The 12910-nt window shown below is 39.4% G+C and carries 17 protein-coding genes; 2 read left to right on the forward strand and 15 right to left on the reverse strand.

All coding sequences use genetic code 11. From position 1 onward, the window contains the following. Positions 1-46: 46 nt before the first annotated feature. The 3 genes from AC3A54_RS14765 to yugI all read right to left on the reverse strand — a co-directional run bounded on the left by AC3A54_RS14765 (position 47) and on the right by yugI (position 3110). A complete protein-coding gene (locus AC3A54_RS14765; RefSeq protein WP_420489824.1) occupies positions 47-1318 on the reverse strand; it encodes a Glu/Leu/Phe/Val family dehydrogenase in 1272 nt (423 codons plus the stop codon). Between the two features lie 24 nt (positions 1319-1342). Further along, the gene (locus tag AC3A54_RS14770; RefSeq protein ID WP_487655020.1) at positions 1343-2542 is read right to left on the reverse strand and encodes an ornithine--oxo-acid transaminase; all 1200 of its coding nucleotides are present in this window, start codon (positions 2540-2542) and stop codon (positions 1343-1345) included. 160 nt (positions 2543-2702) lie between these two features. Next, positions 2703-3110: a S1 domain-containing post-transcriptional regulator GSP13 gene (yugI, locus tag AC3A54_RS14775; RefSeq protein ID WP_335544585.1), complete on the reverse strand. Its 408-nt coding sequence runs from the start codon at positions 3108-3110 to the stop codon at positions 2703-2705. Between the two features lie 212 nt (positions 3111-3322). On the opposite strand from yugI, the gene AC3A54_RS14780 reads away from it, so the two are divergent. Further along, positions 3323-3526, forward strand: a complete 204-nt coding sequence (locus AC3A54_RS14780; protein ID WP_308082673.1) for a helix-turn-helix domain-containing protein — start codon at positions 3323-3325, stop codon at positions 3524-3526. Positions 3527-3686: 160 nt separating this feature from the next. On the opposite strand, the gene AC3A54_RS14785 is transcribed toward AC3A54_RS14780, so the two are convergent. The 7 genes from AC3A54_RS14785 to AC3A54_RS14815 form a co-directional block, all read right to left on the reverse strand. Continuing rightward, a complete protein-coding gene (locus AC3A54_RS14785; protein WP_308082672.1) occupies positions 3687-3950 on the reverse strand; it encodes a DUF1871 family protein in 264 nt (87 codons plus the stop codon). Positions 3951-3979: 29 nt separating this feature from the next. Next, the gene (locus tag AC3A54_RS14790; protein ID WP_308082671.1) at positions 3980-4357 is read right to left on the reverse strand and encodes a PH domain-containing protein; all 378 of its coding nucleotides are present in this window, start codon (positions 4355-4357) and stop codon (positions 3980-3982) included. 69 nt (positions 4358-4426) lie between these two features. Beyond that, positions 4427-5620, reverse strand: coding sequence for an alanyl-tRNA editing protein (locus tag AC3A54_RS14795; protein WP_487655021.1), 1194 nt, complete (start codon positions 5618-5620; stop codon positions 4427-4429). A 128-nt stretch (positions 5621-5748) separates the two neighbouring features. Next, complete coding sequence (locus tag AC3A54_RS14800) at positions 5749-6168, reverse strand: hypothetical protein (RefSeq protein WP_487655022.1); 420 nt, start codon at positions 6166-6168, stop codon at positions 5749-5751. A gap of 136 nt (positions 6169-6304) precedes the next feature. After that, entirely contained in the window at positions 6305-6853 is a 549-nt protein-coding gene (locus AC3A54_RS14805; RefSeq protein ID WP_487655023.1) for a superoxide dismutase family protein, read from the reverse strand. A gap of 96 nt (positions 6854-6949) precedes the next feature. After that, complete coding sequence (locus tag AC3A54_RS14810; protein WP_308082667.1) at positions 6950-7162, reverse strand: hypothetical protein; 213 nt, start codon at positions 7160-7162, stop codon at positions 6950-6952. A gap of 90 nt (positions 7163-7252) precedes the next feature. After that, the gene (locus AC3A54_RS14815; protein ID WP_374121061.1) at positions 7253-7789 is read right to left on the reverse strand and encodes a peptidylprolyl isomerase; all 537 of its coding nucleotides are present in this window, start codon (positions 7787-7789) and stop codon (positions 7253-7255) included. 323 nt (positions 7790-8112) lie between these two features. On the opposite strand from AC3A54_RS14815, the gene kapB reads away from it, so the two are divergent. Further along, a complete protein-coding gene (kapB, locus tag AC3A54_RS14820) occupies positions 8113-8493 on the forward strand; it encodes a kinase-associated lipoprotein KapB (protein ID WP_487655024.1) in 381 nt (126 codons plus the stop codon). A 39-nt stretch (positions 8494-8532) separates the two neighbouring features. On the opposite strand, the gene kapD is transcribed toward kapB, so the two are convergent. The 5 genes from kapD to AC3A54_RS14845 form a co-directional block, all read right to left on the reverse strand. Further along, positions 8533-9156 (reverse strand): 3'-5' exonuclease KapD, encoded by a 624-nt coding sequence (gene kapD / locus AC3A54_RS14825; RefSeq protein ID WP_335532716.1) that lies wholly within the window; start codon positions 9154-9156, stop codon positions 8533-8535. A gap of 347 nt (positions 9157-9503) precedes the next feature. Further along, positions 9504-9887, reverse strand: coding sequence for a hotdog fold thioesterase (locus AC3A54_RS14830; protein ID WP_487655025.1), 384 nt, complete (start codon positions 9885-9887; stop codon positions 9504-9506). Between the two features lie 123 nt (positions 9888-10010). After that, positions 10011-10259 carry a hypothetical protein gene (locus tag AC3A54_RS14835; protein WP_487655026.1) on the reverse strand — a complete coding sequence of 83 codons (249 nt, stop codon included), beginning with the start codon at positions 10257-10259 and terminating at the stop codon, positions 10011-10013. Positions 10260-10379: 120 nt separating this feature from the next. After that, positions 10380-11885, reverse strand: coding sequence for a leucyl aminopeptidase (locus tag AC3A54_RS14840; protein WP_487655027.1), 1506 nt, complete (start codon positions 11883-11885; stop codon positions 10380-10382). Positions 11886-12184: 299 nt separating this feature from the next. Continuing rightward, positions 12185-12796: a 3D domain-containing protein gene (locus AC3A54_RS14845; RefSeq protein ID WP_487655028.1), complete on the reverse strand. Its 612-nt coding sequence runs from the start codon at positions 12794-12796 to the stop codon at positions 12185-12187. Positions 12797-12910: the final 114 nt, after the last annotated feature.

The raw sequence follows: 12910 nt of genomic DNA on the forward strand, positions 1-12910 counted from the left end.
ACAAAAAACCTTGCAGCTCAAAAGAGACTGCAAGGTTTTTTTTCATTTATATCCATCCTCTAAATAAGGATGCCTCTGCCATTTTTCTTACGCCCACCATATAAGCAGCTAAACGCATATTAATATTCCGTGCTATGGCAAGCTCATAAATATCATGGAAGGATTGGATGATTCTTTTCCTCAATCTGAACTCAACCTCTTCCTCACTCCAATAGTATCCTTGATTGTTTTGGACCCACTCAAAATAGGAAACGGTAACACCACCGGCACCTGCAAGGACATCAGGCACAAGCATAATATTACGCTCTGTTAGTATTTTTGTTGCTTCAAATGTAGTAGGGCCATTGGCAGCTTCTACCACAATCTTCGCTTTAATATTATAAGCATTTTCAGCAGTAATTTGATTCGAGACAGCAGCTGGTATTAAAATATCACATTCCTGTTCAAGCAGTTCTTGATTGGTAATCACGCCATCAAAAAGGGTAGTTATGGTACCAAAGCTATCGCGACGGTCTAATAAATATTGAATTGGCAGGCCGTCAGGATCATAAAGTGCACCATAGACATCTGAGATTCCAATAATCCTGGCACCCATTTCATGAAGAAATTCCGCAATAAAACTTCCCGCATTTCCAAAACCTTGGATAATAACTTGGGCACCTTTTATGTTAATTCCACTTTTTTTGGCTGCTTCTTCAATACAAATCGTTACACCCTTTGCTCCTGCTTTTTCCCGGCCCTCAGATCCTCCAAGCACGAGCGGTTTCCCCGTTATAAACCCTGGAGAATCAAATTGGCGGAGACGGCTGTATTCATCCATCATCCAGGCCATAATCTGAGAATTTGTATACATATCTGGTGCCGGTATATCCTTCGTCGGCCCAACGATTTGACTGATTGCACGAACATACCCACGGCTTAGACGTTCAAGTTCCCCCGATGACATGGTCCTTGGGTTACATACAATACCGCCCTTCCCCCCACCAAAGGGTAAATCAGCAATCCCACATTTCAAGCTCATCCACATGGATAATGCTTTGACTTCATGTTCGCTTACCATGGGGTGAAAGCGGACACCGCCCATTGTCGGTCCAACAGCATCATTATGCTGGGCACGGAAGCCTGTATAAATTTTCGTAGAACCATCATCCATACGAATGGGAATTCGTACGGTCATGGTTCTTAAAGGTTCTTCCAGCAAATGATACACTTCTTGATTAAGCCCTAGCTTTTTTAATGCATCATGAATAACAATCTGCGTTGATGTAAGAAGGTTGATTATTTCCTTTTCCATTCCATCTCCATCATTAGTCCCCATTTTTGCACCCCTATTTTGATAATCTTAGCCTAATACTTTGACAATCCGCTCGATTGCCCAATCTAACTCTTCTTTAGTGATGACGAGGGGAGGTGCAAAACGAATGACTGTATCATGAGTTTCTTTACAAAGAAGTCCAAAATCCTTTAATTGTTCACAATACGGACGAGCAGCTTCTGTCAATTCCACTCCGATGAACAATCCTCTTCCGCGGACGTCCTTTATTTTAGGATTCTTAATTTCTTTTAATTTGCTAATAAAATATTCTCCAAGCTCAAGTGATTTTTGTGCAAGCTGTTCATCAACCAACACATCTAATGCTGCAATAGAAACCGCACAAGCCATTGGATTTCCGCCAAAAGTAGAACCATGTGAACCTGGATTAAATACTCCCAAGATATCCTTATTGGCAACGACACATGAAATGGGGAATACACCCCCGCCAAGTGCTTTGCCAAGAATATACATGTCCGGTTCAATTCCCTCCCATTCACATGCAAACATTTTACCCGTACGTGCTAGTCCCGCTTGAATTTCATCCGCTATAAAAAGAACATTATTTTTCTTACAAAGGTCCATTGCTTGCTTGATAAACCCTTCCGGTGGAATGACAATGCCAGCTTCACCTTGAATCGGTTCAATTAAGAATGCAGCTGTATTTGGAGTAATCGCTGCTTTTAACGCCTCTAAATCTCCATAAGGAATGAGCTTAATACCTGGAAGCATTGGACCAAATCCACGTTTATATTCAGGATCGGACGATAATGAAACGGCTGTCATTGTTCTTCCGTGGAAGTTTCCTACACAAGCAATGATTTCTGCTTGGTCTTCGGCAATCCCTTTCACATCATAGCTCCAGCGGCGAGCTGCCTTTACAGCCGTCTCAACAGCTTCTGCCCCTGTATTCATTGGAAGGACCATTTCTTTATTCGTTAATTGGCTAACTTTTTCATACCACGGGCCAAGCTGGTCATTATGGAAGGCACGTGAAGTTAATGTGACTTTGTCTGCCTGATCCTTTAATGCTTGAATGATTTTCGGATGACGATGACCCTGGTTTACTGCAGAATATGCACTAAGCATGTCCATGTATTTGTTGCCTTCCGGGTCTTCCACCCAGACACCTTCAGCACGTGATATGACAATTGGAAGTGGATGATAGTTATTTGCACCATATTTCTCTGTTTTCTCAATCAATTCACTTGTATTAACGTTAGATTTCATGAATCCTTCCTCCATTTCAATCCTGAAATTTAAGTATGTATAGTACTATTGTAGCCGAGCCCCAAAAAAGAATGAACACTTCTAATAAACTTTTTTTAATCTCTAAAAAAAAGCCTAGTCCAAGCTATGTGTCATAGCAGGTACTAGGCTTTTAGATTCATTATTTTTTAATTTCTTCACGTTGTGACTGATCAATCCACTCTTGAAGCTTATCTTTTAACGTGTTAAAACCTTGTTGACCATCAGCTTCAGGAATAATTGCTGCTGCCTGGCGCTTACGAGGCTTCTTAGCTTTAACAGCTTGTTGTTGTTGTTGAACAGGTGCTTCTTCTGTTGCACGAATAGATAAGCCAATTTTTCCAGCACTTTCGTCCACAGATAATACCTTAACCTTGATTTCATCTCCAACTTTAAGGTGTTCATTAATATCTTTTACATAGCCGTGCGTGATTTCGGAGATGTGTACAAGACCTTGTGTATTTTCGTCTAGCGCAACGAACGCACCATATGGTTGAATACCCGTTACTTTACCTGTTACTATACTGCCTGTTTCGAATTTTTCTGACATGAAAACACTCCTAAGTAATAATTATTTATACCCTTATATACGCATTTAAAGATTATATCATACTAAATAGGTTTAATCAAAAAAGCTTCTCCATGAATTAATGGCTCTAGAAGAATTTTTTAACAAAATGTTCAAAAAGGGAATAAGTAAAAAAATAATACAATGATATACTAATAGTGAGAAAATATATTTTCTAAAAAGAGGTGAACGGTATGAATACAATCGGCCACACCATTAAAACTTACCGCGAAAGAGTAAACATGACCCAAGAGGAACTAGCTCAAAAGATTAGAGTGGGGACGCAAACCATTGAAAAGTATGAATCTGGGGAACAAATTCCAAGTAACCAAACGATTCTAAAAATATCTACTGTTCTAGATATCCCTGCTACTGAATTATTAGCACATAGTGAGTGATTATAAAGCAACGTTGAAAAGCGGGTTCAAAAGTACCGCTTTTTTATTTTTTTCTTTTAGGAGTATATAAAAAGAGGAATCTGGAAAAGCTTAAAATATAAAGCTTTCTAGTATTCCCCCTTTTTGAGAGGACAACCATAATGGTTTGTCCTTTTTTTTATTAGATAGAACAAGATTCATTTTCTTTTATGATGAGTAATTTCTCTGCCATTTTCAAACAGCTTTCCATCGGGATTAGTTTTTCAAATGATAACTCATAAATGGCTTGAATTCGCTCCGCAAGCTTTTTTGAATCATTTAATTCATGCACTGCTTGCACGGTATCAGCAATTTCTGTTTCATAGCCGCCCGTCTTTAATTGAAATGGATCCCACTCATTTAATGCGTCCACATATTGCAAGTTTGTTTGAAGCTCTTTTCTCATATTATTCTCCCCAGCTCATCTTCGTCGTATTATTTCAGAACATATTCTGCAAGAACACTTTGAAGTTCATAGATGTTAAGGTTTTTGTTAAATTGCTTTTGTAATGGAAGAGCATTTCCTGAGATCCAGATTTTTAGTTCTGCATCTAAGTCAAAGTTTCCTGCTGTTTCAATACTGAAATGTGTAATGCTTTTATAAGGAATCGAATGGTACTCGACTTTTTTCCCTGTAAGTCCTTGTTTGTCTACTAATATTAATCGCTTATTAGTAAAAATAAACATATCACGAATAAGTTTATATGCCTTTTCAATTTGTTCAGCCGGTGCTAGAACTCGTCCAAATTCCCGCTGTACTTCTGCAGCATTTACTTCTGATGCATTTCCCATTAATCCATCTAAAAATCCCACGATTTTCACCCTCTCACATTTCTAATCCAAGTATACCTAAATATCCAAGCAAAGAAAACTTACATGAAGCTATTTTAAACGCGCTAGGATAAGTTCAAGAATCTCTTCTGCTGGTAGGTGGGCATCTCCTCCGCCTTGTGCAAAGGATTCATTTCCACCGCCCTTTCCATTTATCTTTGGTAGAATTTCTCCAACTATTGCTTTCATATTCTCTTCTCTTGCAGCACCCCTAGCACACACAAGCTGTAACCTACCTTCATTGGTTGATACAATGAAAACTAGGACCTGATCGTTTTCCGCAGTTATAAGTCGAGCAAGCTTTTGTAGCTCTTGGATGGTTCGATTTTGAAATACCTCACCCACTATTTGACGAGCGTCCTCTGATTTGGCCAATAGGTCCTTTGCTTCATACTGAAGTAAATTTTCCCGCGCTTGCTCCAACGCCTTTTCCAAACTTTTTCCGTTTTCAACCAATCGACTGACAGCAGATTCCATTTCTTTTTCGGGAGCATTGAGTAGCTTAGTTAATTCAAGCATCACCTTTTGCTTTTTCTCAAGCTGCTTTATTACTCGGTGCCCGCAAACAAATTGCAGTCGAATCTTTTTCTTCTGTTTTTCCCAATTTAATATTTTAATGGCGCTAACTTCCCCTGTTGATTTAGGATGTGTTCCACCACAGCCGTTATAATCAAAATCAGGGATAATCACAAGTCGAATATCCTCTTTTACCTTTGTCTCTTTTCGAAGAGCATATTGGGATAACTCTTCTTCCGTTACCCATTTCACTTTAATCTCTCTATTTTCTAAAATAATTTTATTTGCAAGTTCCTCTGCCCTCTTTACTTCGTGTTCTGTTAGAGTCACAGTTTCAAGGTCTATTGTCAGCGTCTCTGCTCCTAAATGAAAACCAACCGTTTTATATTGAAAAAGATGATCAAAGGTTGCTGATAAAATATGCTGTCCGCAATGCTGTTGCATATGGTCGAACCGTCTTTCCCAATCAACTATCCCTTCTTTTATTCCTTCAATCTCTTGTAAAGGGGTTTCCAGGTAATGACGAATTTCTCCCTCTTTTTCTTCCACATTGATAACGTTCCTATCCGCAATGGTTCCTTGATCATATGGCTGTCCGCCACCTGTTGGATAAAAGGCTGTCTGGTCTAAAACAACATACCACTGTCCTTGTTCGTCTTGTTCTTGTTTTACTATTTGGGCAGAAAACGTTTGTATGTACGCATCTTGGTAATATAATTTTTGTTCCATTGTCCATGCACTCCAATAATTAATTTAATGAATTCATTGTCTTGAAAATTACGATAAAAAGCAAGAAATAGAAAAACCTGTCCCTTATAAAAAGATGACAGGTTTACCTATAATTCAAATGACACTCATTATTTTTTGTCTTTTTTCCGTTGGCCGCCCATTGATGGTGGTTTCTGTCCTTGAGTCGATCCACCCATCTGTTGCCCGCCCATCATTTGTGGGAATCCAGGTTGCTGTCCACCCATCATTTGTGGAAAGCCTGTTTGCTGCCCACCCATCATCGGTTGTTGAAAGCCTCCCATTTGTTGAGGAAAGCCTCCCATCATTTGTGGATAGCCGTGATGGTGGTGATAGCCTCCCATCATCTGTCCAAATCCAGGCTGCTGGTAACCTCCCATTTGTCCAAATCCAGGTTGCTGATAGCCTCCCATTTGTCCAAATCCAGGTTGCTGATAACCTCCCATTTGTCCAAATCCAGGTTGCTGATAGCCCCCCATTTGCGGGTAACCCATTTGTCCGGGGAATCCGCCAAATTGTCTTTTGTCCATTTTATCGCCTCCTTACCGTCTCTCTGTAGTGTATGTCTCACTTTTTGGATAAGCTTAGATTCCTACCCATTATGAATAAATTTTTTAAGAGTATTCAAACAAAAAAGCTATCCCTTGATAGAGATAGCCCTCGATTTTATTCTTGTTCTTCCTGCGCCTTTTTTTGTCCTTGTTTATTCTTTGAAATTTCACCACAAGCGATTCGATTTCCAGAGTCACCCGTTGGTTGGGTCATCCCATCATCCTTTCCTTCGGTGACGACAATAGATGTTCCTTCTTTCGTAAACAACGATTTCTTCCCATTCTTTAACGTTACATTTGGCGCCATTAATTCTGCCGTTACAGACCCACTATCCTCTACAATTAAATTTGGCAAGTCTCCCGCATGTGCCCCTTTGGGATGAAGGAGTCCATGTTCTTTTTTTTCTGGGTTAAAATGATTACCTGCCGATTTAAAATCAGGTGCTTCACATTTCCCCTTTTCATGAATATGAATGGCATGCTCTCCAGCTGGAAGACCCTTTAAACTTACCGACATTTTCACACCGCTGGTTTGCTCGGCCAATGTAACTGTTCCAAGTGAGTCTCCTGAAGCATTGAACATCTCAACATCCAGTTTTTTTATTTCCTTTTCCATACATCCTGTCAGCAAAAGAAGTGGAATAATCAACCAGCTATTTTTCATATGTACTCCCCCATTAATAGACAATTTGCGCTTAGTATGGGCTTGAGTGGGTAGACCTATTCATCTCTTTTCGTATAAAAAAAGAAACAGCACTGGTTAACTGTTTCTCTGATTGGACTGATTATTTTTTAGTATTTGTTCCTCTAGCTCTTTTGTCTTCAGAGCCTCACGTTTGGAAATCTTTATGATGAATCTCATCGTCAGAAGAGCACCAATTAAAAAAATAGCAAACGTAATGGCTGCAGGAATATACTCTGATTTATCTTCCGGAAAATATAAAAACAATGATAGAACGGATGGTAGAAACATTTTTATCTCCCTTTCTAAAAGGAATGGCTCTAAAAAGTAATTATAGCAACAAAAAACGTTTCTTACCAATGAATCCTTTCACCGTTCCGTTTATTTTAAAACGGTAATTTTTTTGATGATTACGTCTTTTTCTGGCTTGTCCTTTGGATCTACTGGGGTATTGGCAATCTTATCAACAATATCCATCCCCTCAACCACTTGACCGAAAACTGTATGTTTATGATCAAGCCATGGTGTTCCACCATTTTTATCGTAGGCTTCTATCATCTCTTTTGGATAACCCGCTTTTTCCATTTCCGATTTCATAGATGGATCTAGAGAGGTCTTTTGAACAATAAAAAACTGACTTCCATTTGTGTTCGCACCGGAGTTAGCCATTGAAAGGGCTCCGCGTAGATTGAAAAGATTATTAGAGAATTCATCTTCAAACGGATTGCCGTAAATACTTTCTCCACCTGTTCCATTCCCATTAGGATCTCCGCCCTGAATCATGAAATCATTTATTACTCTATGAAAAATAAGTCCGTCGTAATACCCTTCTTCACTGTGTTTCACAAAGTTCTCAACTGCTTTTGGTGCATACTCGGGAAATAATTTAATTTTGATTTTCCCCATGGAAGTTTCCATTTCAATCAATTTCTCATTTTCAGCTACTTCAGTAGTTAACTGAGGATACACTGTATTTGACACTTGTTCGTCTCCTTTCTTTTGTTCTGTTTTTGGCGTGGCAGTCTTCACTTTTGCTTCTTCCTTGTTCGAACTTGTCCCACATGCTGCCAATACTAGAACGATTGTCATTAGTGTGACAATTATTTGCAATTTCTTTCTCATTTAGCTTCCCTCCAATTATCCACTTTAAACGAATGAATATTATTTCACACATTGTTTTTAATTTACTATGTTTTCTTATAAAATGAAAGGAGAAACAATTAGATGGAGGAGTGATGGATGTGTCGGAGTTGCAAATTGGTGATATTGTTACAGGGATTTATAAAACTGGGAAATATATTGGGGAATTAACGGAAGTTCGACCTCAGCATTTTTTAGTAAGAGTTTTGGGTGTTCTTAAACACCCGATGCAAGGGGATCTTCATAATCCTAAGGATGCTGATGTTCTAATTTTCCATGAAAGACGGGCACTCGCTTTTAGGGAGCAAGCTAATATTCCGAAACAGATGGTAAAACAGTTTGATGGTGAAATCCCTGATTATCAGGAATCCTTAAAAGAAGCTATGGCCAAAATGAAAAAAGACCTCGAGGAAGCTCCATCAGAATGGGCTGAAATGAGCTTGAAAGCGGTCGCAGCATTAGAAAAGGATTATAAGTTATAGAAGAACAAAAGGCCAAATCAGTTTGAATGATTTGGCCTTTTATGCAAATTCATTTAATAGCTTTGAAAAATCAATACGATCCCCAATAGTTGTTGGTTTTGGTTTTTCCAAGTACCGTTTATCCTTTTCAACAAGTTTGAATATATTGTAGGTAGTCAACGCATCATCTAATGCCCGGTGGTGCCTGCCTGTCCCTTCTTTGCCATATTCCTGAACAGCTTTCCATAGACCGGTTTGATTTTGATCACCAAAGAACCGTTTATATTCCATAGACAAATCAATTTCAGCTGCCTTAAAAGGAAATGCCATGCCCGCCTGTAAACAATTATGCCGTAAGACCTTCATATCCATATTTCCCCAAGTAACAATAGTGGTATCATAGTTATTTTTATTGAACTCCTCCAGCTTTTTTATAAGTTCATAAATTGATAGCCCCTTATCGACCTGCTGCTGTGAAATATGTAAGAATGATTTGCAGCGTTCTGATAGTTTTGGGAATTTAAGTGGTGAAACATAGGATGAAAATTGTTCCGTAACCTCATCATCAACTACGGCAACTATTCCAACCTCGATGATTTCCGCAAAAAAGTCCTTCATACGCATATTTCTTTCAGGCATTGTAAACTCAAAATCAATAAATAAATATTGTTTCTTCGTTCTCATTTTACTATCACCACCATTCGTTTCCATCTTACTATCATTATATAAAGAAACCTGTACAAAAAATTGTGCTTTTTTTCTATTTTTTTTATTTCTTTGATTATATCATGAAACCAATCTAAATTTTTTAAATTTTTGTACAATAGACACAGAAAAGTGCAAGCGCCTTGGTCAGCCCCGACAGGCAAATGTTCTTCGGCAAGAAAAGTCCGCCTTTTGACTTTTCTTGCCGAAGGTTATTTGACCCGAGGGGCTAGGCGCTGGAGCTGGACAATTCTCAAAGTATTTTATACTTTTCTTATAATCTAATAAAGAATGGAAAAAATCCCATTCTTTATTTGGTTACTGTTTTATTTTTTTAATTTAATCACTGCCATTGTACATCTAGAAACACAAATTAGTCTGTCTTGTTCATCTGTAATTTTAATATCCCAAACCATCGTTGATTTTCCTTGGTGCAGAACTGTCCCTACTGCCGTAACCACACCTTCGGTTTTCGGACGAACATGGTTTGCGTTTATTTCTAATCCAGCTACACCCTCTGTTTCTTTATCCACTAATTCATAAGCTCCAACACTTGCGACTGTCTCTGCTAAGGCAACAGATGCGCCTCCGTGCAGTAATCCAAATGGTTGGCGAGTTCGCTCATCTACTGGCATTGTGGCAGTGACTTTCCCTTCTCCTAATTGAGTAATCTTTATTCCGAGCGCTTCAATTAATGTGTCCTTTATCATTTCTACCCCTCCGGTATGTAGATCTTTACTATCTAAACCTATTCTCCATTTCTTAAAAATTTCCTTTTTTTATCTATCATCTAAACGAAAAAAACAGCCTCGAGAGCTGTTTTTAACTTGTTCCTAATAATAACCTGGGAATCCCATAGGTGGATAGCCTCCAGGCAGAAAGCCCATTGGTGGATAGCCGAAACCTGGGTAGCCAAAACCTGGGTAACCGAATCCGCCATAAAAAGGGCGAGCTGCAAAAGATGCTCCTAATCCGCCTCCTAGTAAGCCTCCTAGAAAACTAAGTCCACCTATCGCTAACGGCAATCCAAAGCCAATAAATCGTTGATCGTGTACCGGGTACGGGCTTCGATAAGGGTACATACACCATTACCTCCTTTTTCATCTATACTTGCCTACACTATTGCATATGCAAAAAGATGGGGTTTGGAGTGGGCAAAAGCGTATGTAATCCTCTAAATCGAATATGAAGCTTTCTCCAGTCTATTTTCCAATCGGTTCAAATCGTTCAACAAATAAGGCAAGCGTACGCGTCATAACTCCTGTTGCACCTGCTGGACCCAGGTCATAGTCCTTCGAAGAAGTGGCCGTCCCAGCAATATCCAGGTGTACCCATGGGGTCCCTTCAGCAAACTCGCCAATAAACGCACCAGCGACTAACGCATGACCTTCACTGCCAGGAGAGTTATTCAAATCAGCTACTTTACTGTTTCTTACACGTTCAATTTCGGTTTCAAACAATGGCAATTGCCACATTTTTTCTCCCGCTTCCATCGAAGCTTCCAGTACTTGCTCATATAAAGATTCATGGTTCGTCATTGCACCTGTTGTATGCAACCCTAGTGCAGTGATAACGCCACCAGTTAATGTGGCAACATCCACTAAATAATCCGCCCCATGATGCTTAGCATATGTAACAGCATCTGCTAGCACAAGGCGGCCTTCTGCGTCTGTATTTAACACCTCTATGGTTTTCCCACTCATGGACGTAATGACGTCGTCTGGCTTAAACGCCCCACCGCTAATCATATTATCTGTTGAAGGAATGACTACTACAACGTTTTGCTCTGGTCTTATTTCTCCGATAATCTCCATAGCACCAAGGACAGCAGCCGCTCCGCCCATGTCGGTTTTCATGCCCACGATTCCAGCCTTTGTTTTAATCGAGTAGCCACCCGTATCAAAGGTAATTCCTTTTCCAACAAGACCAATGACATCCTTCCATTCGTCTTTTCCTTGATATTTTAAAACAATCATCTTAGGTGGCTCCGTAGACCCTTGATTAACCGCTAGAAACGCACCCATCCCAAGCTTTTCAAGCTCTGCCTTCTCTAAAATTTCTACTTCAAAATCATACTTGGCTGCAAGCACTTTTGCATAGTTCGCCATATCAGTGGCTGTTAGTAAGTTACCTGGAGTGTTCACAAGTGTCCTTGCAGAGTTGGTCCCTCTTCCAAAAGCATAACCAACATTCAATGATGCCTGTAAATCTTCTTCATTAGTGTTACAGTAAACAGTCAGATTCTCTAATTTTTTCTCTGGCTCATTCGACCTTTGCTTATAGCCTTCGAATTGATAGGTAGATAACGAAAACGCCTCACTTAATGCGTGTGCTGCATCCAAAGCATCTACTTTGTCTGTAATAAACGAATCTAAGTAAATAGCTGTTTCTACAATCTTACTTGCTTTAACCTCCTTGAATAGTTTACCAAATGCGGCTCTAACCTTTTCAAAGGATACCTCTTTTTCTTTTCCTAATCCGACAAACCAAATGCGCTTGGCTGCAATTTTTCCAAAGCTATGTACTTTTGTAATACTTTTTAATTTTGCAGAAAGGTCACCTGACTTAACCAATTCGGTAAGTTGTCCATCAAACCTCTCATCAAGATTGGCTAATGGTCCAGTAAATTTCTCGGGTTTATCAAACAAACCGATAACCAAGCCTTCATGCTCTGTTGTAAAATCCAATTCTTTTTTAACGTGAAACATGTCCACTCCACCTCCATGTTAGTCTTCTCTATTATATCGAAAAGGTTTGTTTATTTCGATAGACTAAATTTTCATCCTATAAAAAGGCTTCGTTAAACTTGTCTGTTGATTTCCGCTCCAGGCGCTTCGCTTTCCGTGGGCGTTTCGGCGAGCCTCCTCGGCGTTTACGCCTGCGGGGTCTCCCCTGAACCGTACTCCCACAGGAGTCTTCGCGCCTTCCGCTCCAATCAACAGGGTATTAAAATCAACAATGTTCTTTAACACAGTCTATAAAAAAAAACAGGCACTGGGCCTGTTTCTTACCTTTTCTCTGAGCTTGTATACTGCTGACGAAATACCTGCAGAGCCTTATCTTCGTTTAATGCCTGCAGCTGTTCCTCAGTGAGCTTACCATTCCCTTTTTGAACAACATACACGTCGACCTGTTTTTTGCCCCATTTGTTATAAACATCCTCAACCGTTTCGTAATAAAGGTCGAGCTCATTTCCTTTAATGGCTCCTCCTTTATCCGCGACGACACCATATCCATAGCCTGGAACAAATAGGATCGTACCAATAGGGAAAACGTTTAAATCAGCTGCAACGGTGGAGAATAAATCACGTTTTACTTTTACACCGGAATAGGTAATTCCATACTCCGGGTGTCCTTTGCTCTTACCTGTTGATTCAATCCCTGCTGTATATCCTGTGGCCGTAACTGTATGTTTAGGGTACTTTGACCAATCAAAAGCATCCTCTAACGATGGCGACGTTGTGTTTGAAGCAGTTTCACTTACAGAAAGTCCAGACGCAATATGATTAATTAGAATTCTTGCATTTACGCCAGAGATGGATTGGAAGGTTGCTAATAATGCCATTAAGAATAGACATACAAGAGCAAATCGTTTAATCCAATTTTTTGTTTTATTCATTAAAATTTTCACTCCTCCCAAAATATTCATTCCCAAGCTGAAGGGAAATATTCAAAAAAGAAGTGAGAAATTTTTTCCAACAACTAAAAAAGACTTTTTACCTTAAGGTAAAAA

It is taken from the genome of Neobacillus sp. Soil_C_43, from assembly GCF_057656715.1.

Coding starts and splice junctions, on each gene's coding strand:
- AC3A54_RS14765 (WP_420489824.1), bottom strand. CDS start 1,318: ATGGGGACTAATGATGGAGATGGAATGGAAAAGGAAATAATCAACCTT.
- AC3A54_RS14770 (WP_487655020.1), bottom strand. CDS start 2,542: ATGAAATCTAACGTTAATACAAGTGAATTGATTGAGAAAACAGAGAAA.
- yugI (WP_335544585.1), bottom strand. CDS start 3,110: ATGTCAGAAAAATTCGAAACAGGCAGTATAGTAACAGGTAAAGTAACG.
- AC3A54_RS14780 (WP_308082673.1), top strand. CDS start 3,323: ATGAATACAATCGGCCACACCATTAAAACTTACCGCGAAAGAGTAAAC.
- AC3A54_RS14785 (WP_308082672.1), bottom strand. CDS start 3,950: ATGAGAAAAGAGCTTCAAACAAACTTGCAATATGTGGACGCATTAAAT.
- AC3A54_RS14795 (WP_487655021.1), bottom strand. CDS start 5,620: ATGGAACAAAAATTATATTACCAAGATGCGTACATACAAACGTTTTCT.
- AC3A54_RS14800 (WP_487655022.1), bottom strand. CDS start 6,168: ATGGACAAAAGACAATTTGGCGGATTCCCCGGACAAATGGGTTACCCG.
- AC3A54_RS14805 (WP_487655023.1), bottom strand. CDS start 6,853: ATGAAAAATAGCTGGTTGATTATTCCACTTCTTTTGCTGACAGGATGT.
- AC3A54_RS14810 (WP_308082667.1), bottom strand. CDS start 7,162: ATGTTTCTACCATCCGTTCTATCATTGTTTTTATATTTTCCGGAAGAT.
- AC3A54_RS14815 (WP_374121061.1), bottom strand. CDS start 7,789: ATGGAAACTTCCATGGGGAAAATCAAAATTAAATTATTTCCCGAGTAT.
- kapD (WP_335532716.1), bottom strand. CDS start 9,156: ATGAGAACGAAGAAACAATATTTATTTATTGATTTTGAGTTTACAATG.
- AC3A54_RS14830 (WP_487655025.1), bottom strand. CDS start 9,887: ATGATAAAGGACACATTAATTGAAGCGCTCGGAATAAAGATTACTCAA.
- AC3A54_RS14835 (WP_487655026.1), bottom strand. CDS start 10,259: ATGTACCCTTATCGAAGCCCGTACCCGGTACACGATCAACGATTTATT.
- AC3A54_RS14840 (WP_487655027.1), bottom strand. CDS start 11,885: ATGTTTCACGTTAAAAAAGAATTGGATTTTACAACAGAGCATGAAGGC.
- AC3A54_RS14845 (WP_487655028.1), bottom strand. CDS start 12,796: ATGAATAAAACAAAAAATTGGATTAAACGATTTGCTCTTGTATGTCTA.